The sequence below is a fragment of the Denitratisoma oestradiolicum genome (assembly GCF_902813185.1).
Lineage (GTDB): Bacteria > Pseudomonadota > Gammaproteobacteria > Burkholderiales > Rhodocyclaceae > Denitratisoma > Denitratisoma oestradiolicum.
In genome coordinates, this window is record NZ_LR778301.1 from 645,757 (window position 1) to 671,102 (window position 25,346).

Sequence of the window (25,346 nt, forward strand, 5' to 3'; positions counted from 1 at the left end):
TTTATCAGTCGTCCAGCGCCGCTCCCTGATCCAGCGAAAATTGGACAAACAGGCCGAACAGGCGTTCCGACAGCTTCCCCGGTCCGGCGTCGAGAAATACTCCGGCCCCATTGGCGAATACCACGGGCAGGCCGTCGTAGTGCCAATCCTGAATTCGGGTACGGCCATAGCGATGGTAGAAGCGCAATTTCGTGCTCCTGCTGATGGCAAGCCTGAGGCTGGTCTCCAGGCTCTGCTGACGGTAACGCATGTCGGGCATGCCGTCTCCCGCTGTGTTGGCGGCGGTGCCGCTGATCAGGGCGCCCCCGGAGGCGAAGTCATAGCGGGTCCGGTAGCGCGAAACCTGATGGATGAAATTGCTCTCCAGGGTTGCATGGGCAAAGGCGTAGCGGAATCCCAGGCCCAAATGGTGGGCATCGTCCCGGGACGATTCATGCCACAGGTTGTCCAGGGGGTAAGCGGTGCCGCCGGCATTGGGATCTCCGCTCGTCAGCCCGCCGGGGTTCTCGTTGATCTGGGCCATGCGGTTGCGCAGGCGCTCGAAGCCGTAATGGCCATAGGCCGAAGCACCAGGGCTGGCCTGCCAGTTCCATTCGATGTTGAGGGCTGTCGTCGAGTCGTTGAGCCGCCCGTAGGCGGCGTCGTATTCGTTGCGCCGCCACCGGCCGGACAGCGCCAGATCCATGTCGGCCTGGAGCATGAAATTGATGCGGCCATTGAGGGACTGCTGACGACGATTGGCGATGTCGAACTTGCGCAACTGGGCCAGGCCGGGCGGCGCGGTGAGGAGAGCCTGGCTGGAATAGGCGCCGGCATTGGGATCGAATCGGTAGCCCTCGCCGATACGGCGCGCCTCCTCGTAGGACAGGCGGATGGTGGCCCAGGGAAGATCGCGGTTATTCACGGCCAGCCGGATCGTGTCCTCGTGGATGCGTTCGAATTCCCGGTACTGGCCCCGGGTGGCTTCACGTTCATAGGCTGCGGTGATGTTGGTGCGGCCCAGGAGCCGGTAGTCGCCTTCGAGCCGGGTGTTGTCGCGACGATAGCCGTAGGGAACATTCTGGGTCTGCACCCGCAGGAAGCCGGGTACGATGGTGCCAATGCCCCCGTCAAGTCCGAGATAGCCGCTCTGCCCGGTGAGGGGGTTGAGCGCGGTGTAGCGGGTCCGGTTGTTTTCCTCGTAGTGGCGGAAACTGGCGTTGAGTGTCAGGTCTCGAAACAGGGGCAGGGTAGCGCCGAGGTGGGCCAGCCGGGTGTCGATGCGGGCCTGGGCGCTTTTCTGGCTCAGGGCCTCCGTGGTGTTCCAGTTCGTCAGATCCACATTGCCCAGGACCCCGGTGTTGAGGGTCGGGGCAATCAATGCGTCGTTCTGGGTCATGCGACCCCAGGCCAGCCCGCCGGTGAGGCGGGCGCCCATGGGCAAGGCCGCGCCCAGATCGAGCTTGACGTGGTGCTGCTCGTTGTCCGGATAGAGGTCGATGCGGCCCCGGCGCAGGGCGGGGGCCACCGCCAGGGGATAGTCCCAGCTCAGGGTGTCGACCCCGTTGCGGAACAGGGAGCCGCTGTAGCCCAGGTTGGCCTGCACCCGCTCCTCCGTCCATTGCAGCCCCGTCGCCAGTTTGTGGGTCTTGTAGTCGATGGGTTCCATCAGCTCCACCGTGGGTGCTCCGGGATAGGAGGAGGCCGTGCCCAGGGGACGCATGCCGCTTTTTCGTTCCTGCTGATAGTCGAAGTAAAGCCGCAGCTTGCGCCCCGGCGTGGCCTCCAGGTCCAGGCCGGCATTGCGGCGCGTGAAGCCGAGGGAGAAGGTCGGCGCTGCCGTCAGGGCCGTCGCCAGTTGGGCCGGCGTGCCTGCCTGGAGCGGGTTGGGCAGGGTCAGGTTGCCTGTGCCAGCCCCCTGAAAGACGCTGCGCGCCTGGCTGGAAAACAACTGGGGAATCCTGTCGATGTAGAGCCTCAACTGGTAGGCGCCGTAGCGTCCGAAGCGCGCCTGCCAGGACGCATCCTCGCGCCCCAGGGCTGTCGCCGTGAAGGTTCCGTAGTGTCCCGAACCGGTCTGCTGCGCCGAGATGCCGAGAAAACTGATCACCGGGCCGCCGCTGAAATCCCCATGGTCATGGCGGGAACTGTTCCCTTGCGGGCGGCGGGCGGACAGGGTGCCGAACTCGGTGGAGAGGTGGAAAGCCCAGTCGGGCAACAGGGGTAGGCCCGATGGAATGTCATCGGGCCAGGCGTAGAGCAGCCCGCTGGGGGAGCGGGATGGGGTGGTCTTGAGCAAGGACAGGCCGGTGGCGCTGGGTGCCAGGGTCGGGTCCCGACCGCCGGGGTTCAGCGCACTGCCCTGGATGCCGTTGCCGCCGGGCAGAGTCTCGGCCCGTGAGCCCGCCACCAGTGCCAGTAGCATCAGCAGGATGAGTGGGCTGCGGGGTAGCGTGATTGCCACGGCCGAATCCCCTCGTGCGCCTGAATGTGAAAAGGCATCAACGGAGCCGAGTGTGACCGTCGAGCGTAGCGAGCCGATAAGTAGCCCCGCCCCGGGGCGGGGATGGGCGGCGTTACTTTGGCGCATTTTCATCCTCGGGGATTGTGCTGGCGACCATGCGCGTTACCGATGGAGCCGCGGGCCGGAGGGATGGTTGGAGCCGTGAATCTGGGCGTGGCAGTTGCTGCAACTGCGATTGGCGGCCCGCTCGTCGGGCATGGCGCCGAGGGGCAGGTTGGCCGCCGTGACCAGATTGGCCGGGTGGGACACATTGGCGTGGCACTGCTGGCAGAGGAATGGACGGGCCACCATGAGCAGGCTTTCATGACTGGAGCCATGGGGCAGGTGGCAACTCAGGCAGTCCCGGCGCACCGGCGCATGCTCCCAGAGGAAGGGGCCGCGCTTTTCGGCGTGGCAGTCGTAGCAAAGCGTATTGACGCTGTCCGTCCGCAACAGGGCGCGGGTGAGGGAGCCATGGGGATTGTGGCAATCCGAGCAGGACATTTTCCCTTCCGGCAGCGGCATGTGGGAACGCTTGCGGAACTCCGTGCGCTGCTGTCCATGGCAATTGAAGCAGGTCTCGCTGACGCTGGCTTTCGCCAGCAGCCCCGCTGACGAAAACTTCGCCATCGGATTGTGGCAATCGCTACAGGCCAGATCCCGTGTCTGGTGCGTCGAGCCAGCCCAGAACATGCGTTGCCGGCCCTGGTGGCACTGAAGGCATTGCCGGTTCTGGACCTCGCTGGAGAGGCCGCGGCCATGGGTGAAGGCAATGATCGCGCTCTTGTCGGCGGGGTCCTGGCTATGGCGGGCACCGGGGCCGTGACAGGCCTCGCAGCCCCGGGCCGCCAGTTCGTCGGCCGGGTTCAGATGAAATATCCCGGCATGCACCGTATGGGCCCAGTTGCCTTGCTCGGCCCGGTGGCAGCCGGCGCAGCGGGCCTCACCCACATAATCACCGGTATCCCCGGCCAGTGCCGCCGCCGAGGTGGAGAGCGGCAGCGCCCAGAAGATGAGCAGCACCATTATTCTCCATGCCTTGTGCATGCTTGCGTTGGTCATGGTTTCCCAGGCTCGAAAGGCCTTCGGAGGGAGGCGATGCCTGCTGTCGATGCGCAGGACTCCGCCGTCGGGTTGGAGGAGACTCCCACCCTTGGTAGCACAGCCCGATCAGGATGTCAGTGGCGAGCCCAGTCGTCGAAGAGCTTGACCAGGGTCGGTAGGCCCTCGCGGATGGCGGCGGGGCCGGGGGTGAGGATCAGGGGAGATTTGATTTCGTGCACCTGCCCCTGGCGGATGGCGGGGATATCGCTCCAGCCGGGACGGGCCTGCACCCGTTCGGGTCGGAAGTGCTTGCCACACCAGGAGCCGATGATGATGTCAGGCTGGCGCACCGCTACTTCCAGAGGATCGGCCAGGATTCGCTCCCGGGCGCCGGGGGCGTGGGCGCGTTCTGCAAAGATGTCCTCGCCGCCGGCGATCTCGATCAGTTCGGAAACCCAGCGGATGCCGCAGATGGGAGGCTCGTCCCATTCCTCGAAATAGACCCGGGGCCGCCGGCCGCCCCGTGCCTGGGCCGCCCGGCGTGCCGCAGCGAGGGTGGATTCCAGAGTATCAATCAGCGCCGCCGCTCGGTCTTGGGCGCCCACCAGACGGCCCAGGGTATCCACCATGTCCAGGATGCCCTCCACGCTGCGCTGGTTGAAAACATGCACTGTCAACCCGGCCTCGATCAGGTTCCGGCACATGTCGGCCTGAAGGTCGGAAAAGGCCAGCACCAGATCCGGGTGCACGGCCAGGACGCGCTCCACCTGCATGGAAGAGAAACCACTGATCTTGGGTTTCTCCTTGCGCGCACGGGTCGGACGCATGGTGAAGCCGGAAATGCCGGCGATGCGATCGGCCTGCCCTAGGTCGTAGAGCACCTCCACCGTCTCGCTACTGAGGCAGGCGATGCGTTGAGGCAGCCGGTCGGAGCCGCTCATGGCTTGGCCGCCGGACGCCGGCTGCGGGCCTGTTCCAGTTGGCCGCAGACCTGCTCGGCTCCATCCAGCAGGCGCGGGGTGTGGCGCTGGATCAGTTCCGGCGGTACGTGGAACAGATTGCCCCGGGCCACAGCGGTCATGGTTGGCCAGCGGCGCCAGTCGTCCACCCATTCTGGCCGGGCCTGGTCCATGCCCGAGGCGATGATGACTTCCGGATCGGCCGCCAGCACGGCCTCCTCGTTGACCGTGGGGGCCAGGGCGGTCAGGTCGGCGAAGACATTGCGGCCGCCGCAGAGGGTCAACACATCGCTGATGATCTGGCGTCCGCCCACGGTCATCAGGGGCGTTTTCCAGACCTGATAGAACACCCGCACCGGCGGCCGCGCCGAATAGCGGGCGGCCAGGGCTTTGTGGCGGGCCCGGTAATGGGCGGCGGCGGCCCGAGCTGTGGCCTCGGTGCCGGCCAGGGTGCCGATCTGCTCCAGGTTGCGGGCCACGTCGTCGATGCGATCCGGCTGGGTGAGGAACAGGGGTAGCCCGAGGCTCTGCATGCGGGCGATCTGCTCTGCCGGGTTGCCGCTTTGCCAGCCGATCACCAGGTCCGGCTTCAGGGCCAGGATGGCCTCCAGATCGAAGCGGGAATAGCCCCCCACCTGGGGCAGGCGCCGGGCAGCCTCCGGATAGGTGCTGAATTGCACCGTGCCCACCAGGCGGTCCCCGGCACCGGCGGCGTAGATCAGCTCGGCGACGTGGGGGGCCAGGCTGACGATGCGCCGGGCCGGCGTTGCCAGGCGCACCGTGCGGCCGCTGTCGTCGGCGACGGAAATCTCGGCCTGGGCCGGCAGAGCCAGCACCAGCGCAAGCAGTAGCGGCGCCAAGCGCAGCCGTTGCTGGGCGCTCACTGGAACTACCCTCCCCCCAACCCCCTCCCCAGGGGAGGGGGTGACGGTGGTTCGCCGGCTAACGCCGGCTCCATGGATAACGCAGCCGCGCCTTTGGGCGGCCATGCGGCACGGCGCCCTCCCCCCAACCCCCTCCCCGAGAGAGGGGGTGACGACGGTTCGCCGCTGCGCGGCTCCGGGGCTGGGTTGGCGTCCCTTCGGGCGGCCGTGCGGGGCGCTCATGTCTTTTCCGCCACGCCGGCCGATTCGAAGCTGGCCATCTGCTCCAGAAAATTGGCGGCCGCCTGGATCAGGGGCAGGGCCAGGGCCGCGCCGGTGCCTTCCCCCAGGCGCAGGCCCAGGTCGAGCAGGGGGCGGGCGCCCAGGGCATCCAGTTGCAACTGGTGCCCCGGCTCGCCGGAACGGTGGGCGAACACGCAATAGTCGGGCAGGGCCGGTTGCAGCCGGGCGGCCACCAGTAGGGCGGCGGTGACGATGAAGCCATCGGCCACGATCAACATTTTCGCTTCGGCCGCGGCGAGCATGGCGCCCACCATCATGGTGATCTCGAAACCGCCGAAATGGGCCAGGATCGAGAGGGGATCGGTGGCGCCCGGGTAGCGGGCCACGGCGGCGCCCAGCAGATCCTTCTTGCGCATCAGGCCGTTGTCGTCGAGACCGGTGCCCCGGCCGATGCACAGTTCCAGGGGCGCGGGGGCCAGATAGTGGGTGAGCAGGGAGGCCGAGGCCGTGTTGCCGATACCCATTTCGCCGCAGGCCAGCAGATTGCTGCCTGCCGCAGCGGCTTGCCGTGCCAGGGCTGCGCCCCGGGCCAAGGCGGCCTGGCACTGGTCCGGACGCATGGCCGGACCTTCCAGGTAATTGGCAGTGCCCGCGGCGATCTTGGCATCCACCAGGCCCGGGCGGGGACCAAAATCGTGGGCCACGCCGGCATCCACCACCTGGAGGGTCCAGCCCAACTGGCGGGCGAAGACATTGATGGCGGCGCCGCCGGCGAGAAAGTTTTCCACCATCTGCCAGGTGACTTCCTGGGGATAGGCGGAAACGCCGGCTCGGGCCGCGCCGTGATCGCCGGCAAAGACCAGCATATGCGGTGCGCTTACCTGGGGACTGAGGGTGTTCTGGAGGCGACCCAGTTGCAGGGCCAGAGCTTCCAGGCGGCCGAGGGCACCCGGAGGCTTGGTCTTGTTGTCGATCTTGTGTTGCAGGGCGGCGTCGAGGCCGGTGTCCAGACGTGCCAGATCGGCACGCGGCAAAGCGGGCGAATGCATCCGATTCTCCATGTTCCGGTTCGTCCGGTGGCGCGCCTGCCATGGGCGCCATCGAGCGAAGATTGAAAGGAACCCTCGGCAGCAGGTTTTCTGGCTTCCGGATCATCCGCTCGCCTCGCGCCTTCCCGGGGGAGTGGTCTTCCCCAGTGGCTGGTCATGAACCTTGCGAAGCGGCGTCCCCGGTTACAGCGGCGGGCCCGTCACGGAATTGCACCGTGTTCCCTTGTCTGCCGAACGATTAAAGCGCTGCGGATTATCGAGGCTGATACGCCGGCTGTCAAAACGACCTCAGGTTTTCGATACCCGGCCGGGCCGCACCGAGGAAGGCAGAACCATTGTCTATGCCGGTGGTCGAATAAACACCAAAGTTGGCAGGACAGAGGAGGTGAGATTGCCATGAAGACGCAACAACACTATTGGCAGGAAACTGGAACCCTGATTGTTGGCATATGGTTGTTCCTGTCCCCGTGGGTCTTCCGTTTTTTCCACTGGGCCGACATGGACACGATGAATTTCCTCGTCATGGGGGTGGCCATCGCCGTGGTTGCCGTCCTGGCGAAGTACATGCACGCCCTCTGGGAAGACTGGGTGACCCTGGCCCTCGGCGCGTGGATGATTCTTTCACCGTGGATACTGGGCTTCACCGATAACCCGGTGGCCTTCGTGGATGCGGTGATTGCAGGGCTGTTTGTGGTCGGTATTGCGCTGTCCGCGACCTATCGGGACATGCACTTGGAGGACAAGGGCGCCGTCCAGTAAGTCGATCGTGCAGTGAGAACGTGTGCCCTGCAAATACAGGGCACACGCCAGAACTGGCTGATTACTATCGCGCCAGGGTTGCGGCTTGGCGAGGCTGGTCGCGTGGATGCCGGTGTATTCCCTGACGCGCTTAATGGCGAGCTCCACGCCGATGCCCGGCTGCTTGACTCCATTGAAGGGTAGTGCCAGTGCTCGGCTGGCTATAATCGGCCGATGACTGCCCCTGCCGATTCCCCCATGGAGCGCGCCTACGCGCTGATCGATGCCACCAATGCCGAAGACCCTCATCGGGATCAGGGGGTGCCCAAGGAGCTGCTTTACGGTCGCCGTATGACGGAAATGCTGACGCGCTATCGCCCCGACGCTGCCGAGACAGTGTGGCTGGCGGTGCGCGCCCAGCATGTGCGACGCTGGGAGGTTCCTCGCTCGGCATATCCGATGGACAAGGTGGGCTATCACCAATGGCGCAGCGGACTGTATCGTTTCCATGCCGAGCTGGCGGGGCGCCTGGTGCGGGAGGCGGGCTACGATGAAGAGACTGCGGCGCGGGTGATGCTGGCTGTGGGAAAGAAGCAGTTGCGGGAGAATCCCGAGAGCCAGTTGGTGGAAGACGTGGCCAGCCTGGTTTTCCTGGAGCACTACATGGCCGATTTCGCCACCGGCAAGCCGGACTACACGGAAGAAAAATGGCTGGGCATCATCGCCAAGACATGGAAGAAGATGTCGTCCCAGGCTCGGGCCTTCGCCCTGTCCGGGAACATGGTCCTGCCGGAGCATCTGTTGCCCCTGATCCGCAAGGCGCTGGCTGACGTTCCCTGATGACGGGTGATATGATGCCCGCCTCATTGAAGCGGGTATGTTGACTGCGGTCTGACCCCGATGTTCGTGTGGGTCGAGGTCGTCAGTAAATTGATTTGTCATCCATGAATATCGGGTTCATTGGCCTCGGACTGATGGGTAAGCCCATGGCGCTGCATCTGGCGCGGGCCGGCCACGCCCTGCATGTCTGGGCGCGCCGCGCCGAAACCCTGGCGCCCTTTCGTGCCGACGCTGATGTCATGATCCACGATTCTCCCTCTGCCCTGGCGGCACGGGCAGAGGTGGTAATCACCATGGTGGCCGATGCTCCCGATGTGGTCGAGGTGCTGTTCGGTACCGGGGGCGTGGTGGAAGGCGCGGCGCCAGGAAGCCTCGTGGTGGATATGAGCACCATCGCGCCGGCTGCGGCCCGGGGCATTGCTGCCCGGCTGGCAGGACATGATCTCAGCTTTCTCGATGCACCGGTCTCCGGCGGGGAGAGGGGAGCCATTGAGGCCAGCCTGACGGTGATGGCGGGGGGGCCGGCCGAGGTGTTCGCCCGGGCGGAACCCCTGTTGCGCCTGCTGGGGCGCTCCGTCATCCACGTGGGCGAGGTCGGTGCCGGCCAGGTGGCCAAGGCCTGCAACCAGATTCTGACCGGCGTCACCGTCATGGCCGTGGCCGAGGCCCTGAACTTTGCCCGATGCAGTGGTGTCGATCCGTGCAGGGTGCGGGAGGCCCTGTTGGGGGGCTTCGCCTACAGCCGCATCCTGGAAAACCACGGTCAGCGGATGCTCGATCGCAATTTCCAGCCGGGCTTCAAGGCCTGGATGCACCAGAAAGACATGGGCATCGTCATGGACGAGGCCCATCGTCTGGGCTTGCCCCTGCCCACAGCGGCGGCCACGGCACAGGTGTTCAACGCCCTGGTGGGTAGCGGCCTGGGCGAGGAGGATTCCGTTGCGGTGCTGAAGCTGCTGGAGGCTTTCGGCGGTGGCCGCCCGGTGATTCCATGAGCATCCCGCACACGACACAGCCCGGAGCCGCGAGGCGGCGAACCGTCGTCACCTCCTCCCTTGGGGAGGGGGCCGGGGGGAGGGGAGTCCCGAGTGTTCCGCACGGCCGTCCGAAGGGGCGCCAGCTCAGACCCGGAGCCGCGAGGCGGCGAACCGTCGTCACCTCCTCCCTTGGGGAGGGGGCCGGGGGGAGGGGAGTCCAGTGATCGAGCGCGATCCCCACGGACTACCCAGGAGCCAGGGCGGATTCCTGGATGCGTCCCTGTCGGTCGGTGGTCATAATCTGGGGCAGACCCTGCTGGAGTTGCGGGCGATTCTGGAAAACGCCACCATCGGCATCATGTTTACCCGCAACCGGGTGGTGTCCCGCGCCAATCCCCTCTGCGCCAGCATGTGGGGTTACGAACCGGACGAACTGATCGGCCTGCCGAGCGCGGCCCTGCATCCCTCCGACGAAGCCTTTGCGGAGTTGGGTCGGGAGGCCATGCCGGTGCTGGCGGCCGGTCGCACCTATCGCACCGAGCGGCCGATGATGCGCAAGGATGGCAGTCTGTTCTTCTGCCGCATTTCCGCCAAGGCCGTCGATCCCCGCTACCCGCGCCAGGGCACCATCTGGATCATGGAGGACGTGTCCGAGGACCGGCTGATTCAGGATGCCCTGGATAAGTCCGCTCGAGAACTGGCAGGCATCTTCGAGACCAGTCCGATCGGCATTACGGTGGTGCGAAATGCCCGTGTAGTGCGCTGCAACCGTCGTTTTGAGCAATTGCTTGGCCTGCCGCCGGGTGCGGCCATGGGCCTGTCGGTGGAGCGGCTCTTCGCCCGGGGCGACGAGGCGGCGGCCTTGATCAGCAATACCTATGACGAATTACTGGCCCAGGGCTACCAGCGGGGTGAATTCCTGCTGTTGCGGTCGGATGGTTCCGAATTCTGGGCCAATTGCTCCGGGCATGTCCTGGACCCCGCCGACCCGGCGGTGGGCACGGTCTGGCTGGTGGAGGACATCTCTCGCCAGAAGGCGGCCGAGGCTCAGCTCAAGCGTGCCCTGGAGCAGCAGGAAACCATTTTCGACAACGCCGCGGTGGGGATCATGCTGACCCACAACCGCACCATTGTCCGCGCCAATCGTCGCCTGGAGGAAATCTTCGGCTACGGCCCGGACGATCTGATGGGGCGTCTGGCCTCCGTCCTTCACCCCAGCGAGGAAGCCTTCGGCCGCGTGCGCGAGCGGGCATTGGGCGCCATTCGCCAGGGCGAGACCTTCATCATCGAGATTCCGGGTCAATGCAAGGATGGCCGCCACATCTGGCTGCGGGTGACGGGGCGGCGCACCGATCAGGAGCGTTCCAGCCTCGACGTGATCTGGATTTTCGAGGATATCACCGAGCGTCACCTGGCCGAGCGTGCCCTGGTGCAGGCTCGGGACGAACTGGAACAGCGGGTGACGGAGCGCACCGCCGAGCTGGCCACGGCCAATGCCCAGTTGCAGGGGGAAATCTTCGAGCGCATGCAGACCGAGCAGCGCATCTGGCATCTGGCCCACCACGATGCCCTGACCGGCCTGCCCAACCGGGCGCTGCTCCACGATCGCCTGGGGCAGGCCCTGGCCCAGGCGGAGCGCAAGGGCCGCCGGGCCGCTGTGCTATTTCTGGACCTGGATCGGTTCAAGAGCATCAACGACAGTCTGGGCCACGCCGTGGGCGACGAGCTGCTGAAACAGGTGGCGCAGCGTCTCGGTGGCGCGGTACGGTCGGTGGATACGGTTTCCCGGCTGGGGGGCGACGAGTTCGTGGTGGTGCTCAATGACATGATCTGCGTCGACGACGTGGTGTTGGTTGCGGAAAAGATCATCGCCGCACTGGGGCCGCCGGTTCGTGTCGATGCCCATGATCTGCGGGTTACGCCTTCCATTGGCATCAGCATCTATCCGGATGATGGCAGTGATGCCATGCAGTTGATGAAGAACGCCGACACGGCCATGTATCATGCCAAATCCCTGGGGCGCAATAATTTCCAGTTTTTCACTGCTTCCATGAATGATGAGGCGATCCGCTTCTTCAACCTGGAAAATCGCCTGCGGGCGGCCCTGGATCAGGGTGAGCTGGTGTTGCACTATCAACCCCTGGTGGATCTGCGGCAACGGGCCGTGGTGGGTATGGAGGCCCTGGTGCGCTGGAACGATCCGGAGCAGGGCATGATCGCTCCCGGCGAATTCATTCCGGTGGCGGAGGAAACCGGCCTGATCCTGCCCCTGGGCGAATGGGTGTTGCGGGAAGCCATGCGCCAGAACCGTGTCTGGCAGGAGCAGGGCTATCCGCTACTGCCAATTTCGGTGAATCTTTCGCCGCGCCAGTTTCGCCAGCGAGGGTTGGTGGAGACCATCCGTGCCATCCTGGCCGAAACCGGTCAGCCGGCCCGGCTGCTGGAGCTGGAGATCACGGAAGGCGCCCTGATGCAGGAGGTGGGTGAAACGCTGTCCAAGCTGGAGGAACTGGCGGCCATGGGGGTGCGCCTGACCATCGACGATTTTGGCACCGGCTACTCCAGCCTGTCCTACCTCAAGCGGTTTCCGGTGCATAAGCTCAAGGTGGACCAGAGCTTCACGCGGGATCTCTGCGAGGACCGGGAGGATGCCGCGATCGCCGCGGCCATCATCGGCCTGGCCCATAGCCTGGAGCTGGACATCCTGGCCGAGGGGGTGGAAACGGCCGAGCAGCTTTCCATGCTGATGGGCTATGGCTGCCACAAGTTCCAGGGTTATTATTTTTCCCGTCCTCTGGCACCTAGTCAAACGGACACCCTGTTCCATCCTTCGTCCATACTGGAAGGGGCGACGGACTGGGGACTTGTCGCATCTCCCTGACCTGACTCAAGGCAGGATCAGGGAGAAAATGGCGCCCTGGTTGTTGGCGAGTGCGAGCCGGCCCCGACGGCCCTGGGGGGTGCAATGCCTCTCCGCGATCAGGGCCGCGAAACGCAGGCCCAGACCGCTCGATCCCTTCGCCATCGCCAGGTTGGACTCCCCAGCCAGGATTTCCGCCGGATAGCCCGGGCCGTCATCGGCCACGGACAGGCGTATCCCGCCGCCGGGCTCCGCGGTCACGCTGAGGCTGACGCGATGTCGGGCGTGGCGTAAAGCATTGCGCAGGGCGTCGAGCAGGGCCACCTTGACCAGATACGCATCGAAGGCCCAGGCACCGATGGCCTGGGCGCCAGCGATATCCCATTCCAGCGTGATAGGCAGATCGGGTTCGGCCGCCAGCTCTTGTTGCAGATCGTCGATGAAATCCGTCAGGTTCTGATCTTCCACCGCCATACGCAGGGTGCCCTGATCGGCCCGATAGAAGGCCAGCAGTTCCACCAGTCGGGTGGAGAGATTGGCCACGATGGCTGTGGCCTGTTCCAGAGGGGGCGAGGGCGCCAGTTGCCGCGCCTGGTCCAGGCGCACATTGAGGGTGTTCAGGGCATTCTTGGCGTCGTGGATGACGGCGGCCACCAGGGAGTCCATGTCAGTACGCGCCGGGCCGCCCCAAGCGTGCTGACACCCCCTTGGGGGGCAGCGAGCAAAGCGAGCGTGGGGATGGTTTCATCCTAGTCTTCCAGGACAGGGGCTTCCGGAGGTGCCAGCCTGCGATAGAAGCCGACCACATCGTCAAGCTTGGGGTGATCCGGATTGGCCCGACGCGCCTGACTGAGGTAGCGATGGGCCTGGGTGACGCGATCGAGGTCCGCGCCATGGGCCTGAACGTGCATCAGCAGGGCCAATCCGGCGTTGATTGCCACCTGGGCGTTGTTGGCGAGCCGGTCGGCGGCTTCCGTCAACATGCCGATGGCCTGATCCAGATCTCCCGCCTTGGCCAGGGCCACCGCGTCGTTGTTGAGCTTGATCATGCGCTTGCGGGTGGCTTCCAGCAGCACCTGGCCTTCGTCCTCCAGCCCGGCGGCGGTGAATACCGACTGGGCGAGGGCAAAGACATGATCGTCCTCGTGGTACTCCTCGGCCACGGTCTGGATGATCTGCTTGCCCCGCTCCTCCTCACCATTGGCGAAGCAGGCCTGGGCGATTTCCAGACTGGTCTGGGGATCCAGGGTATTGCCCTCTCCTGTCTTGAGCGCTTTTTTCAGGGCGGCCTCGGCCGCCTCCTTGTTGCCGGCCTTGATCTGCACCTGGCTTTCCAGGGCGGCCTGGCGTGCTTCCAGTTCCGGCGTGCGCTGGAAGTGCTGGGCCATGTCCTTGACCGCTGTCAGGGCTTCCTGGGTCTTGCCCTGTTCGGCACAACTCTTGGCCAGACCAGCGTAGTCATCGTGGCTCTTGAAAAAGCCGCTGCGATCCCTGACCACCGTCTGGCGATAGGCGTTCTCGGCCCGGCCGAAATCCTTGTTCTCCAGGGCCAGGGCACCTAGTTGGCGCTGGCGTCGGGTGGAGGCGGAGACCTTGAGGGCCTGCTCCACCACCTGCTGAGCTGCCTGCTTGTCGGTTGTTTCCAGCAACTGAGCCAGGGAATCATAGGCCGCCAGATAGTTGGGATAGGCTGCCACGGCGCCCTCCAGATGTTCCCGAGCCTGATCGGTGTTGCCCATGGCCGCCAGGGCACGGGCCCTGCCCACGGCGCCCCAGGGGGTCTCCCGTTGTTGCAACACGCTTTCGTAGAGCGCCAGGGCCTCGGTATGGCGGCCCTGGCTCAGCAGCAGGTCGCCCTTGATGCGCAGAACATCCAGGCTGTAGCGGGATTTTTCGGCCAGCAACTGGTCGCAGGCTTCCACCGCCAGGGCCGGATCACCCTTGTCGGTCATGTGCCGGTAGATGGGGGCCAGGGCAGCCTTCTTTTCCATGGCGCGGATCAGGCGCCCCCCCAGGGTCTCGGCGGTGAAAGGCTTGATCAGATAATCATCGGGGGAAAACTCGGCGGCGGTGGAAACCTGCTCGTAGCCGGTCTCGCCGGTGATCATCAGGAAGACTGTGGAGAGAGGCAGCAGCTTCCTGCGCCGCACCAGTTCCAGCAACTGCTGGCCATCGGCGCCCTGGCCCAGGTTGTAGTCGCAGATCACCAGGTCGTAGCGATTCAGGGTCAGCTTGTCGACAGCCTCCTTGACATTGCGTACTGGGTCGCAGTTTTCCAGACCGACATTGGACAACTGGACGCGCACCGAGGCGCGCATCTCCGGGATGTCGTCGATCAGCAGACCACGCTTGTCACGCAGGTCCAGGGCCATGGCTCAGGGGCGGCGCTCCGTGAGCGTTCCCGGAGCTTGCGGGCGGTGCATCGACATGTCGGTCATCATTTCAGATGATAAGCGGTGACCCGCTCCACCTCGTTTTTGGAGCCGAGGATCACCGGCACCCGCTGGTGCAGGGATTCCGGCTGTATTTCCAGAAGAGGCCGTCGGCCGTCGGTGGCCCGGCCGCCGGCCTGTTCGACGATCATGGACATGGGGTTTGCCTCGTACATCAGGCGCAGCTTGCCTCCCTTGGCGAGGGTCTTGCTGTCGAGGGGGTACATGAAAATGCCGCCGCGGCAGAGGATGCGATGCACGTCGGCCACCATGGAGGCTACCCAACGCATGTTGAAATCCTGCTGCCGGGGCCCCTCCTTTCCTGCCAGCAGTTCGTTGATGTAGCGCTGCACCGGCGGTTCCCAGAAGCGCATGTTGGACGCATTGATGGCGAACTCCCTGGTGTCCTCGGGAATCCGTACATTCTCCTGGGTGAGGACAAAGCGGCCCATCTCCCGGTCCAGGGTGAATACATTGACGCCATCGCCCAGAGTCAGCACCAGCAGGGTAGTGGGGCCATAGACCGCATAGCCGGCGCAGACCTGTTGGGTGCCAGGCTGGAGGAATGCCTTTTCATCGGGCTCCATCCCTTCCGGGCAGCGCAGCACCGAGAAAATGGTGCCGACCGACACATTCACATCGATGTTGGAGGAGCCGTCGAGGGGATCGAACAGCAGCAGGTATTCCCCCTTTGGGTAGCGATTGGGGATGGCGTGGGGCAGTTCCATTTCCTCCGAGGCCATGCCGGCCAGGTGGCCGCCCCATTCATTGGCCTCCAGCAGTATCTCGTTGGAGATCACGTCCAGCTTCTTCTGTACCTCGCCCTGGACGTTGTCGGAGCCGGCGGAACCCAGCACGTCAGCCATGCCGCCCTTGCCGATGGCGATGGAAATGGCCTTGCAGGCGCGGGAAACCACTTCGATCAGCAGTCGCAAGTCGCCGCAGATGACGTTCTTGCTGCGTTGTTCCTCGATCAGGAAGCGGGACAGGGTGATGTGGCGCATGGCTCTTGCAGTTCCAGGAACGATGGGAGGCTGGATTATAGAACTGCTCCGCCGCTGATCAGTCTTCCACCATGCGCCGTATGACCTTGTTGAAATGGCCGATCCATACCGGGTCGAACTGCCGGTCGCAGGCGTTGACTTCGGCGATGGCCCTTAGCAGGGATCGGCCCCGTCCCCGGTCCCGGTGCTTGAGGGTGACCGCTTCGAAGGCGTCGATGATGGCCAGGATCTTGGCGCCGGGGTGGATGTCGCCATCCTTGAGGCCCAGCGGATAGCCGGCGCCGTCGGGCATTTCGTGGTGCTGGGCCACCATGGTGGATGCCTCGGCCCAGCCCGGCATGCGCTCCAGCAGTCCGGCGGCGAAGCCGGGGTGGTCCTTCAGCGCCTTGGTCTCCGCTACGGAGAGTTTTCCACTCTTGGGCCATAAGGTCTGGGACAGGAACATCATTCCGGCATCATGCATATAAACGGCGGCGTCCAGTTGGGCCTGATTCACTGGCGATCCGGCCTCGATGTTGGTGTCCCGGGCCAGTCGCAGCAGGCGTCCGCTGCGGCCCTGGAACAGTGGAGAATGGGTCTCCAGTTGCAGGGCCAACTGATGAAAGAATGTCAGATCCCGATCGGCTTCCTCCGGGCTGGGGTGGGTCCCGGCGGCCGGCGCCCGGGTTTTAAGGGCAGCTTGGCTGGGCCGGAATCCGGTGACCTTTTCGATCAGGGCGATGCCCAGTGACTGAATATCGCTTTCCACGGTCTGGCTCATGCCTTCCAGGCCGCTGACCAGTTCCGGCAAGGCCAGGTTGGTGATCGGGCGATGACTGACCATGGCCTCAATGGCCAGTTCCAGGCGATCCAGGGCCAGCAGGATGACCTCAGCCTGAAGTTCGGAAAACCCGATCTCTCCCTGGCGTACCCGCGCCAGCAGGGTCTCGATGGGGTGGGCGATCAGCACCCCCACATCCACCTTGCAGATCGCCGCGTCTCCCTTGATGTTGTGCAGGGCGCGAAACAGGTCGGCAATGACTCCAGTATCGCCGGGATTGCGCCGCAAGCGGGCGATATCGCGCTCTATTATGGGCGTTTTGTCCACCAGGGACTCGTTGAACTCCTGCAAGGCATCCCGGTCGTGGATCACGGGAGTGATCAGGGCGCTGTAGTCGGGCATGGGCAAGCTCCAAGTTTCCATCCGGGATTGGCCCCATGTTAATGGGCCGGGCGGGCAATCTCAACCAAACCGTGCTTTGCTACCATAGTGGCATGTCCGCCATTCTGCATGTGAAATTGCCCGCCTTCATTGCCGAGATCAATGATTCCGGCATCGTACTGTCCACCCTGGAGGCGCGGATGGAATTCGTGATTGATCTGGCGCGCCGGAATATTGCCGGCGGCGGCGGACCTTTTGGCGCCGCCGTTTTCGAGCGCGACTCGGGGCGCCTGGTAGCCGCCGGGGTCAACCGGGTGATCGCCAGCCGCTGCTCCTCGGCCCATGCCGAGATCATGGCTCTGAGCCTGGCCCAGCAGCGGGTGGGCGGCTTTGACCTGGGGGCGGTCAGCCAGCCAGCCCACCAACTGGTCAGCAGTTCGGAACCCTGCGTAATGTGCTTCGGGGCTGCGATCTGGTCCGGGGTCCGGCATCTGGTCTGCGGCGCCCGGGACGAGGATGCCAGGGCGGTGGGGTTCGATGAGGGGCCCAAGCCGTCGGCCTGGGCCGAGGAACTGCGGCAGCGGGGCATCCAGGTAACCCTGGACGTGTTGCGGAGCCAGGCGGTGGCCGTGCTCAAGGACTACACCGCCGGCGGCGGCCTGGTCTATAACGCCCGCTGCTGACACTTTTGGTTCGCCCCCCTTCGGGGGGCGATACGGCTCGCTCCGCTCGATATTACGGGACACCCCGTCGCAGCACCGAAAGGTTGCGGCTGGCACCGTGTGCGGTTTTCCCTTGTCCCACAGGGATTCCCTTCGGTCAGGTCGGCCCGGCGGGAAGGCAGGACCCTCCCCCCAGCCCCCTTCCCGGGGAAGGGGGCGACAATGGTTCGCGGGCTGCGCCCGCTCCGTGTTGTGGCTGCTTTCCCTGAGGACGGCCCTGCGGGAAAGCTCGTTTGCTACTGATTGGGCTGTGCCTTGAACGGCGGTCAGACCCAGCCGGCGCTGGCGAGTTCGTCCTTCAGATAGGCGTAGTAGATGGGGGCGGCGATCAATCCCGGAATACCGAAGGCCGCTTCCAGCAGCAGCATGGCCAGCAGCAGTTCCCAGGCCCGGGCGGCGATACGGTTGCCGATGATATGGGCGTTGAGGAAGTATTCCAGCTTGTGGATGATGACCAGAAAGGCCAGGGAGGCCAGGCCCAGTTCCGGCGAATGGGACAGGCTGACCACCACGATGACGGTATTGGAGATCAGATTGCCCACCACCGGCAGCAGGCCGGCGATGAAGGTGATTGCCACCAGGGTCTTGGTCAGGGGTAGGTGGATGCCCATCAGGGGTAGGGCCAGAGCCAGATAGAGGGCGGTCAGGCAGGTATTGATGGCGGAAATCCGCACCTGGGCGAAGACGACGCGGCGAAAGGCGTCGCCCACCCGCCGCGCCCGTTCCAGCAGGGCTGCGGCCAGAGGGCGGTGGGGCTTGTCGGGGCAGGCTTCCCGCAGGGCGACCATGGCGCCAATGATCATGCCCAGCAGCACATGGGCGGTGCCCCGCAACATGCCCTGTCCCGCCAGTTGCAGGTCGGCGCTGTGCTCCCGCAGCCAGTGCAGTACCGCGTCCCTCATGGCGTCAGCGCCGTTGGGCAGGGAAGCCACCAGCCACTCGGGCAGGGTGGCCCGGGCCCGTTCGATGATGCCCGCCATCTTGTAGGCCAGTTCCGGCAGGCTGCCGGTGTCGCTCTTCAGAAAGGCCAGGGCGAACATGGTCAACAGGGTAATGGCGGCAATCACCAGGACGCTCAGCAGGGCGACGGCCACCAGGCGGGCCCGGCTGTCGGAAAGCCGGCCGCCGAGCATCGGCGCCAGCAGATGCACCAGCTCATAGACCAGCAGCCCTGCCAGCAGGGCTGGCAGCAGGCGCAGATGCAATATCAGGGGAAGGGCCAGGCCGGTGAGTAGCCAGGCAATGGCGCGGGCGCGTTCGGGGTTGGGGGTCATGGATGCATCGGTGGATGGATACGAGCCGCCAGTCTAGCCAATTTCATCGGCCTAACGCGCATGGTCCCAGCATCACCATCGAGAATGAAAATGCGTAAAGGCAAATTGAACGCCCCCCACCCCCGTTCCACGGCCGGCTTTGCACAGCCGGCCGGCTTCGGCGGCGCGAAGCCGTGCTTCGCGCAACCCCGCCTACGCCCCCTTCCCGGGGCGGGGCTACTCATCGGCTCGCTGTGCTCGATTGGTCGCACTCGGCTCCGGCGCTGCTTTTCCACGTTATCCACGGGGTAAACTCCCGGGGTGAAAGCGTGGATCGATTTCCCTTGTGAGGATGGCAGCCGTTTGCGCCGTGCCTTTTCCCGACCGCAACAGGTATTGCTTGCCTATCGTAGCGACGAGGTGGCGGCGGTGTTGGCAGCGGCCGAGGATCATGGCCGACGCGGAGGCTGGGCCGTGGGCTATCTGGCCTACGAGGCGGCGCCGGCCTTCGATCGGGCACTGCGGACGCATCAGCCCCGCTCAGGCCAGCCCCTGGCCCGCTTCGCTCTCTATGACAGCCCCGATGAACCCCGGGAGCCTGCGCCTGCATCGGCGGGCGGTTTCCGTTGCGGCCCCTGGCGCCTGGAATCCTCCCGTGCGGCCGTCGAAGCCCAGGTGGCGTCCATCGTCCGGGCCATCGGCGACGGCCGTTACTATCAGGTGAATCTCAGCGCCCGTCTGGAGGCGGCCTTCGAGGGGGAGCCCGGTGTCCTGTTCCAGGCCCTGCGCCAGACACAGCCGGAGGCCTATTGCGCCTGCCTCGACGGCGGCGACTGGCAACTGCTCTCGGTCTCCCCGGAGCTGTTTTTCGACTGGACACCCTCGGGAGAACTGACGACCCGTCCCATGAAGGGCACCGCCCCGCGCCATGCCGATCCGGTCCGGGATGCCGCTGCCCGGCAGGGCTTGCGGGAATCCGACAAGGAGCGGGCGGAAAACCTGATGATCGTGGACCTGCTGCGCAACGACCTGTCCCGGCTGGCTCGGCCCGGTTCGGTAACGGTGCCGCGCCTGTTCGAGATCGAGGCTCTGCCCACAGCCTGGCAGATGACCTCCACGGTGCGCTGCCAAACTCGGCCGGGGCTGGGACTGGCCGACGTTTTCGGTGCCCTGTTTCCCTGCGGTTCGGTGACGGGAGCGCCCAAGGTGGCTGCCATGGCCGCCATCGCTGAACGGGAAGTCTCGCCCCGGGGCGCCTATTGCGGCGCCATCGGCCTGGTGGCGCCTGGCGGCCATGCCCGGTTCAGTGTCGGTATCCGCACCGTGAGCCTGGATCGGGGTCTGGCCCGCTGCGGCATCGGCAGCGGTGTGACCTGGGATTCCAGGCCCGCAGACGAATACGAGGAATGGCTGGTGAAGCGCCGCTTCCTGCTGCGGGCCAGCGCCCATTTTGAACTGCTGGAAACCCTGCGCCTGGAGAACGGCGCCTACTGGCTGTTGCCGGGGCATCTGGCCCGGCTCGGGGCCAGCGCCGAACACTTCGGCTTTGCCTGGGATGAAGGAGCGGTCCGTCAAGCACTTGAGACCATGGCGGCCAACCATGGTGCGGGTACATGGAGGGTCCGTCTGCTGCTGGACCGACAGGGCCGCCCCCGGCTGGAAATCTTCGCCCTGGAACCGACTCCGCCGGAAATCGTCATCGCCCTGGCATACGGCCCCGTGGATAGCGGCGACGAGTTCCTCCGCCACAAGACCACCGAACGTGGAGCCTATGGGAGCCACGAACCGCAGCAGGGAACTTTCGATACCCTGCTGTGGAACGAGCGGAGCGAGATCACCGAATTCACCCGGGGCAATGTGGTGGTGGAACTGGAGGGGCGTCGGGTGACGCCGTTCCTGATTGGTGGCCTGCTGCCGGGCGTGCTGCGGGCGGACATGCTGGCTCGGGGCGAAATCGTAGAAGCCGTGATTCGTCGTGAGGACCTGGCCCGGGCCACGGGGCTTTGGTTCATCAACAGCGTGCGCGGCATGTTGCCCGCCAGGCTGGAGTCCCATGCTCCGGTGCGCATTTTGGGAGATGACTCATGCTGAAGCCTTTCTACCTGGCGCTCGCACTGGCGACGGCCAGCCTGCGTGTCCTGGCGGCTGAAGTGGAGATCGGCATCGCCGACTATCGTTTCGATCATCCCATCGTGAAGATCGCTCCGGGCGATACTGTGCGCTGGGTCAACAAGGAAAAGCGCACCAGTCATTCGGTGTTCTTTTTCGCCGAGAGCCTGGAGTCGGAGCGGCTGTTCCCCGGGGAAACCTGGAGCCGCCGCTTCGATGTGCCCGGTATCTACCCCTACCGTTGCGGTCCTCACCCCGAGATGCAGGGAGAAGTGATGGTGGCGCCTGTCGAGTCTTCAGAGCAGGCCCAGCCCGCCCAGTAATCCGCCCGCCGCCAGCAGCCAGAGCGGGTTGATCCGGGTGTGCCAGGCCAGGGCCATGACCCCTGCTGTGAGTATCCACGCCGCTGGACTGTGGTCCGCGGTGCGGGCCAGAAGCCAGGCGGTGGAGACCACCAGGCCCACGGTCATGGCCAGGAGGCCGTCCTGGACGCGTACCCGCCAGGGGCTGGCACGGAAGCGATCCCAGAGCCGGGCCACGGCATAGGCCAGGAGGCTGCTGGGCAGGCAGAAGGCCAGGGTGGCCAGCAACGCGCCGGGGAGTCCCGCCACATGCCAACCCACCAGGGTGACGATCAGCAGATTGGGGCCGGGGGCGCCCTGGGCGATGGCGAACAGATCGTTGAATTCCCGGGCGCTCATCCACTGGCCCTGTTCCACCACGATGCGCTGCATTTCCGGCACCACGGCGCTGGCGCCGCCGAAGGTGAGCAGGGACAGGGTCGCCAGTTGCAGGGCCAGGCCGAGCAGAGGATCAGCCTTCATCGGGGTCGTGCCGCCAGGATGGAAAGGGGCGCCAGCACCAGCATCACCGGTCCCAGGGGCAGGCGCAGCAAGCCCACGGCGACGAAGGTGGCAAGCAGGAACAGCAGGCCGGCCCGGGCGCCCCGGCGTTCCAGGGGGCGGGCCATTTTCAGGGCCATGTCGGCGATCAGCCCGGCCGCCGCCGCAGCCACGCCGTTGAGCACCCGGCCCATGAGTTCCATTTGCCCGTAGCGATCGTAGATCATCCCCAGCAGGATGACGATGGCTACCGGCGCCGCCAGCAAGCCCAGCAGGGCCGCCAGGGCGCCGGGGATGCCCCGGTAGCGGCTGCCCACCAGAACGGCGAGATTACCGATATTGGGGCCGGGGAGGAACTGGCACAGGGCCAGCAGATTGGCAAACTCCGTTGGTTCCAGCCAGCGGCGCTGGTCCACCAGTTCCCGTCGCGCCCAGGGCAGGGCGCCGCCGAAGGCCCTTAGGGAAATTCCCTGGAAGGCCAGGAACAACTGGACCAGTCCCGGCGTGGGGCCGGCTGGCCTCATTTGCGCAGACGCTTGCGGTGGCGTCGGCTCGGGGCGCCATAGACCTGGCGCAGGGCCGACAGCTCGGCGATCTGGGAGGCCACCGCATGGTTGATGCTGCCTATGGGTACATTGCCCTGGGCATCGGGGGCGCCGGCGGCAATGCCGGTCAGCAGTTCAATGGCCTGGTCCACGTCAGTCACGCCATGAATCTGGAAGCGCCCGGCGGCGCAGGCGGCCACCACGTCCTCCCGCAGCATCAGGTGCTTGATGTTGGCCTTAGGGATCAGTACCCCCTGGTCGCCGCTGAGGCCCCGGGCGGCGCAGAGGTCGAAGAAGCCCTCGATCTTTTCATTGACGCCGCCGATGGCCTGGACCTGGCCGTGCTGGTTCACCGAGCCGGTCATGGCCAGGGACTGGCGAATGGGGGCGCCGGCCAGGGCCGAGAGCAGGGCGCAGAGTTCCGCCAGGGAGGCCGAGTCTCCCTCCACGGGACCGTAGGACTGCTCGAAGACCAGACTGGCCGAGAGGGACAGGGGTAGTTCCCGGGCGAAGCGGGAGGCCAGGAAGGAGGAAAGGATCATTACCCCCTTGGAATGAATGGCGCCCCCCATTTCCGATTCCCGCTCGATGTCCAGCACGTCCCCTTCTCCCAGGCGAACCGTGGCGCTGATGCGTACCGGATGGCCGAAGGCCGCGTCCCCCAGCTCCCCCACGGCCAGGCCATTGACCTGGCCGACCCGGGTGCCGCTGGTGTCGATCAGCAGGATCTCGCGCTTCATCGCATCCAGGATACGTTCCGGAATTCGGCTGTTGCGGCGCCGCTGGGCCTCCAGGGCTGCCACCACATCGTCGCGCTCGATCCGTTCGTGGCCGGCCCGGGCTGCCTGATGATCGGCCTGTTGGAGCAGATCGGATACATGGCGGCTGGCGGTGGACAGTCGCTCCGCATCCTCGGCGAGGCGGGCCGCATGCTCGATCACCCGGGCCACCGCCTCCCGGTGCAGGGGTCGCAGCCTGTTCTGGCGGGCCAGGGTGGCCACCAGCCGGGCATAGAGTCGGGTCTGCTCGGGGCAGCGCTCCACGCTGTCGTCGAAATCTGCCGCCACCTTGAACAGGAAGGGGAATTCCGGGTCGTATTCCCGCAGCAGGTAGTAGATCAATCTCTCGCCGAACAGCACCACCTTTACGTCCAGGGGCATGGGTTCCGGCTCCAGGGACTGGGTGCTGACCAGGCCATAGACCTGGCCCAGGGATTCGATGCGCACCTGGCCCGACTTCAGCGCCCGCTTCAGGCCTTCCCAGGCATAGGGCTGGGCCAGCACCTTTTCCACGTCCAGCAGCAGATAGCCCCCGTTGGCCCGGTGCAGGGCGCCACCGCGGATCATGGTGAAGTTGGTGACCAGGGCGCCGAAATGGGCGATCTGGTCCACTCGGCCCACCAGGTTCGGATAAGTGGGGTGGTCCTCGCAGACCAGGGGCAGGCCGGTATTGCCGTCCTGGTCCACCACCAGGTTGACCAGGTAGCGCTGGGCCGTGATGCGCCCGGTCAATTCCGTGGTGCCGGATTCCCCCTCGCTCTTGGACTCGTCCTTGAGTTCGCTGCCCACCTCCATGACGTCGGTCATGGCGCCGTCGAGAAAGGCCAGCACCTCGGGCAGGTCGACGTAGCCGGCCTTGATGTCCTCGATCAGGTGGCCCACCGCCAGGCTCATGGTGTCCCGGGACAACTGCTTGATCCGAGTCTGAACCTCCCGCCGCCAGCGCGGGAAGAGCCGCATCAACTGTTGCAGTTCCTCGCCGAAGCGGCTGATCAGGGCGCCGAAACGCTCCCTTTCCGCGTCGGGCAGCTTGGCGAACTCCTCGGGACCCAGGGCCTCGTGGTCCTTGACCGGAGCGAAGATGAAGCCATGGGGCGTGCGCAGCAGGGCCAGGCCCTCCTCCCCCGCCTGTTGCCCGAGTTGTTGCAGGGCGGCTTCCTCCCGTTGCTTCAGTTCTTCCTGTACCGCTTCCACGTTGTTGCGGAAATCCTCGCTCTCGAAGGCGGTGGCAATGGCGGTGGGCAGCTCCCGGGCGAATTCCTGCATGTCCCTCCGCAGCCCGGCGCCCCGTCCGGGGGGCAGGCGCAGCAGACGGGGTTTTTCCGGGGTGTCGAAATTATTGACGTAGCACCAGTCCGGCGGCGCCGACTGGTCCAGGGTGCCGCCTGCGATCAGGCGCTTGACCAAGGCATGGCGCCCGCTGCCTGGTTCCCCCAGCACGAACACGTTGTAGCCCGGCTGCTTCATGGCGATGCCCAGTTCCACCGCCTCCGTGGCCCGGGGCTGGTCCAGGGATTCGATGCCGGCCTCCAGTTGATCCGTGGTCTCGAAGTCCAACAGCGCCGGATCGCAGCGCCGGTAGAGCTGTTCGGGAGGGAGAAGCGAGGTCGGTGCGTTCATGTTGGTCAGGAGCCCCGGAAATTTCATGCAGGTTCTATTCTAGGGTCTGTTCTCATTCAGTCGGCGCCCGTCGCCTGAATGAGAACAGACCCTAGTCCCCGGATTTTTTGGCAAGCCAGGTGGCCGATGGGGTGCCCTGCCGTGAATGTCATGTAGTCCGGTATGCTGCGCATGGTTCGCCGCCTGGCCTGATATGAGCGCCCCCTCTGACATACCCGCAGCCACTGTCCGGGCGGCATCATCAACGAAAGGAAAAATTAATGCGTCTGGTATGGAATGAGTCCCTGCGGACAGGAATACACGACATCGATCTGCAGCACCAGGAACTGATCGAAATCATCAACGAACTGGAGGCCGTCAACGAAGAAAATCAGGCGGCAGCCGATATCGACAAGGGCATCGCCCGGCTGTTCGCCTATGTCTTTTTTCATTTCGAGACGGAGGAAACCATCATCCGCTCCCGGATCGAAGGCACTCCCCATGCCGACCGTCATGCTCAGGAGCACCTCCAGTTCGTCGGCCACCTGGAGGCATTCAAGAAGCTTTCAGCGGAACGCCAGCGTCAGGCCCTTGTTCCCTTGCTGGATTATCTGAAGCATTGGCTGCTTGCCCATGTGATGGGGACGGATCAGGAGCTTGCCCGGAGTATCGACCCGGGGCAGGGAAACGCGCCGCCGTCGGCCTGAGGCGGCGTCTGATCGGGCGGGTTGAGGGGCCGGGGCGCCCCTACTACCATAATTCTCGTGGCTTGGTGGTCCTATCCGGGCTAAAATAGCGACCCATCTCCTGGCAGCGTACCGCTTCCGTACGCCCTCCGCGGGTTTTTCGCGCGTTTTTCGCGCTA

21 protein-coding genes and 1 riboswitch are annotated in these 25,346 nt (G+C 65.3%); of the genes, 8 read left to right on the plus strand and 13 right to left on the minus strand.

Features of this window, described 5'->3' with window-relative positions; all coding sequences use genetic code 11:
* Nucleotides 1-4: 4 nt before the first annotated feature.
* From DENOEST_RS03070 to cobT, 5 genes are all read right to left on the minus strand, one after another.
* Nucleotides 5-2,443 carry an MtrB/PioB family decaheme-associated outer membrane protein gene (locus tag DENOEST_RS03070; protein WP_170228129.1) on the minus strand — a complete coding sequence of 813 codons (2,439 nt, stop codon included), beginning with the start codon at nt 2,441-2,443 and terminating at the stop codon, nt 5-7.
* Nucleotides 2,444-2,605: 162 nt separating this feature from the next.
* The gene (locus DENOEST_RS03075; RefSeq protein WP_232096422.1) at nt 2,606-3,508 is read right to left on the minus strand and encodes a DmsE family decaheme c-type cytochrome; all 903 of its coding nucleotides are present in this window, start codon (nt 3,506-3,508) and stop codon (nt 2,606-2,608) included.
* 152 nt (nt 3,509-3,660) lie between these two features.
* A complete protein-coding gene (locus tag DENOEST_RS03080; protein WP_145769947.1) occupies nt 3,661-4,467 on the minus strand; it encodes an ABC transporter substrate-binding protein in 807 nt (268 codons plus the stop codon).
* Nucleotides 4,464-5,369: a cobalamin-binding protein gene (locus DENOEST_RS03085; protein WP_232096423.1), complete on the minus strand. Its 906-nt coding sequence runs from the start codon at nt 5,367-5,369 to the stop codon at nt 4,464-4,466. Before DENOEST_RS03085 ends, DENOEST_RS03080 begins: the two co-directional genes overlap by 4 nt.
* A 218-nt stretch (nt 5,370-5,587) precedes the next feature.
* Nucleotides 5,588-6,640 (minus strand): nicotinate-nucleotide--dimethylbenzimidazole phosphoribosyltransferase, encoded by a 1,053-nt coding sequence (gene cobT, locus DENOEST_RS03090; protein WP_145769949.1) that lies wholly within the window; start codon nt 6,638-6,640, stop codon nt 5,588-5,590.
* 63 nt (nt 6,641-6,703) lie between these two features.
* Nucleotides 6,704-6,906, minus strand: a riboswitch (cobalamin riboswitch).
* Nucleotides 6,907-7,036: 130 nt separating this feature from the next.
* Here cobT and DENOEST_RS03095 point away from each other — a divergent pair.
* The 4 genes from DENOEST_RS03095 to DENOEST_RS03110 all read left to right on the plus strand — a co-directional run bounded on the left by DENOEST_RS03095 (nt 7,037) and on the right by DENOEST_RS03110 (nt 12,076).
* On the plus strand, nt 7,037-7,399 hold the full coding sequence (locus DENOEST_RS03095; protein ID WP_145769950.1) for an SPW repeat protein: 363 nt from the start codon (nt 7,037-7,039) through the stop codon (nt 7,397-7,399).
* A 213-nt stretch (nt 7,400-7,612) separates the two neighbouring features.
* Nucleotides 7,613-8,218, plus strand: a complete 606-nt coding sequence (locus DENOEST_RS03100; RefSeq protein WP_232096424.1) for a DUF4202 domain-containing protein — start codon at nt 7,613-7,615, stop codon at nt 8,216-8,218.
* Between the two features lie 104 nt (nt 8,219-8,322).
* Entirely contained in the window at nt 8,323-9,213 is an 891-nt protein-coding gene (locus tag DENOEST_RS03105) for an NAD(P)-dependent oxidoreductase (protein WP_145769952.1), read from the plus strand.
* Nucleotides 9,214-9,415: 202 nt separating this feature from the next.
* Nucleotides 9,416-12,076: a sensor domain-containing protein gene (locus DENOEST_RS03110; RefSeq protein WP_145769953.1), complete on the plus strand. Its 2,661-nt coding sequence runs from the start codon at nt 9,416-9,418 to the stop codon at nt 12,074-12,076.
* Nucleotides 12,077-12,082: 6 nt separating this feature from the next.
* On the opposite strand, the gene DENOEST_RS03115 is transcribed toward DENOEST_RS03110, so the two are convergent.
* From DENOEST_RS03115 to DENOEST_RS03130, 4 genes are all read right to left on the minus strand, one after another.
* On the minus strand, nt 12,083-12,721 hold the full coding sequence (locus DENOEST_RS03115) for a sensor histidine kinase (protein ID WP_145769954.1): 639 nt from the start codon (nt 12,719-12,721) through the stop codon (nt 12,083-12,085).
* An 83-nt stretch (nt 12,722-12,804) separates the two neighbouring features.
* Complete coding sequence (locus DENOEST_RS03120; RefSeq protein WP_145769955.1) at nt 12,805-14,427, minus strand: tetratricopeptide repeat protein; 1,623 nt, start codon at nt 14,425-14,427, stop codon at nt 12,805-12,807.
* A 65-nt stretch (nt 14,428-14,492) separates the two neighbouring features.
* Entirely contained in the window at nt 14,493-15,491 is a 999-nt protein-coding gene (locus DENOEST_RS03125) for a class 1 fructose-bisphosphatase (protein ID WP_145769956.1), read from the minus strand.
* Between the two features lie 58 nt (nt 15,492-15,549).
* Nucleotides 15,550-16,653, minus strand: coding sequence for an HD domain-containing phosphohydrolase (locus DENOEST_RS03130; protein ID WP_145769957.1), 1,104 nt, complete (start codon nt 16,651-16,653; stop codon nt 15,550-15,552).
* A gap of 92 nt (nt 16,654-16,745) precedes the next feature.
* On the opposite strand from DENOEST_RS03130, the gene DENOEST_RS03135 reads away from it, so the two are divergent.
* The gene (locus tag DENOEST_RS03135) at nt 16,746-17,315 is read left to right on the plus strand and encodes a nucleoside deaminase (protein ID WP_145769958.1); all 570 of its coding nucleotides are present in this window, start codon (nt 16,746-16,748) and stop codon (nt 17,313-17,315) included.
* 305 nt (nt 17,316-17,620) lie between these two features.
* Here the strand turns inward: DENOEST_RS03135 and DENOEST_RS03140 are convergent, their stop codons facing one another.
* Nucleotides 17,621-18,628, minus strand: coding sequence for an AI-2E family transporter (locus DENOEST_RS03140; RefSeq protein WP_145769959.1), 1,008 nt, complete (start codon nt 18,626-18,628; stop codon nt 17,621-17,623).
* A gap of 342 nt (nt 18,629-18,970) precedes the next feature.
* Here DENOEST_RS03140 and pabB point away from each other — a divergent pair, with 342 nt between their 5' ends.
* Together pabB and DENOEST_RS03150 are read left to right on the plus strand one after the other, a co-directional pair.
* On the plus strand, nt 18,971-20,698 hold the full coding sequence (gene pabB / locus DENOEST_RS03145; protein WP_197970499.1) for an aminodeoxychorismate synthase component I: 1,728 nt from the start codon (nt 18,971-18,973) through the stop codon (nt 20,696-20,698).
* Nucleotides 20,692-21,039, plus strand: coding sequence for a cupredoxin domain-containing protein (locus DENOEST_RS03150; RefSeq protein WP_145769961.1), 348 nt, complete (start codon nt 20,692-20,694; stop codon nt 21,037-21,039). Before pabB ends, DENOEST_RS03150 begins: the two co-directional genes overlap by 7 nt.
* Here the strand turns inward: DENOEST_RS03150 and DENOEST_RS03155 are convergent.
* The 3 genes from DENOEST_RS03155 to DENOEST_RS03165 are packed head-to-tail and all read right to left on the minus strand — an operon-like array spanning nt 21,013 to nt 24,529.
* Entirely contained in the window at nt 21,013-21,540 is a 528-nt protein-coding gene (locus tag DENOEST_RS03155; protein ID WP_145769962.1) for a chromate transporter, read from the minus strand. The genes DENOEST_RS03150 and DENOEST_RS03155 overlap by 27 nt on opposite strands.
* Entirely contained in the window at nt 21,537-22,082 is a 546-nt protein-coding gene (locus tag DENOEST_RS03160) for a chromate transporter (protein ID WP_145769963.1), read from the minus strand. The genes DENOEST_RS03155 and DENOEST_RS03160 overlap by 4 nt, the downstream gene beginning before the upstream one ends.
* The gene (locus DENOEST_RS03165) at nt 22,079-24,529 is read right to left on the minus strand and encodes a Lon protease family protein (protein ID WP_232096425.1); all 2,451 of its coding nucleotides are present in this window, start codon (nt 24,527-24,529) and stop codon (nt 22,079-22,081) included. Before DENOEST_RS03165 ends, DENOEST_RS03160 begins: the two co-directional genes overlap by 4 nt.
* A gap of 233 nt (nt 24,530-24,762) precedes the next feature.
* On the opposite strand from DENOEST_RS03165, the gene DENOEST_RS03170 reads away from it, so the two are divergent.
* Nucleotides 24,763-25,188 (plus strand): bacteriohemerythrin, encoded by a 426-nt coding sequence (locus tag DENOEST_RS03170; protein WP_145769964.1) that lies wholly within the window; start codon nt 24,763-24,765, stop codon nt 25,186-25,188.
* Nucleotides 25,189-25,346 lie beyond the last annotated feature (158 nt).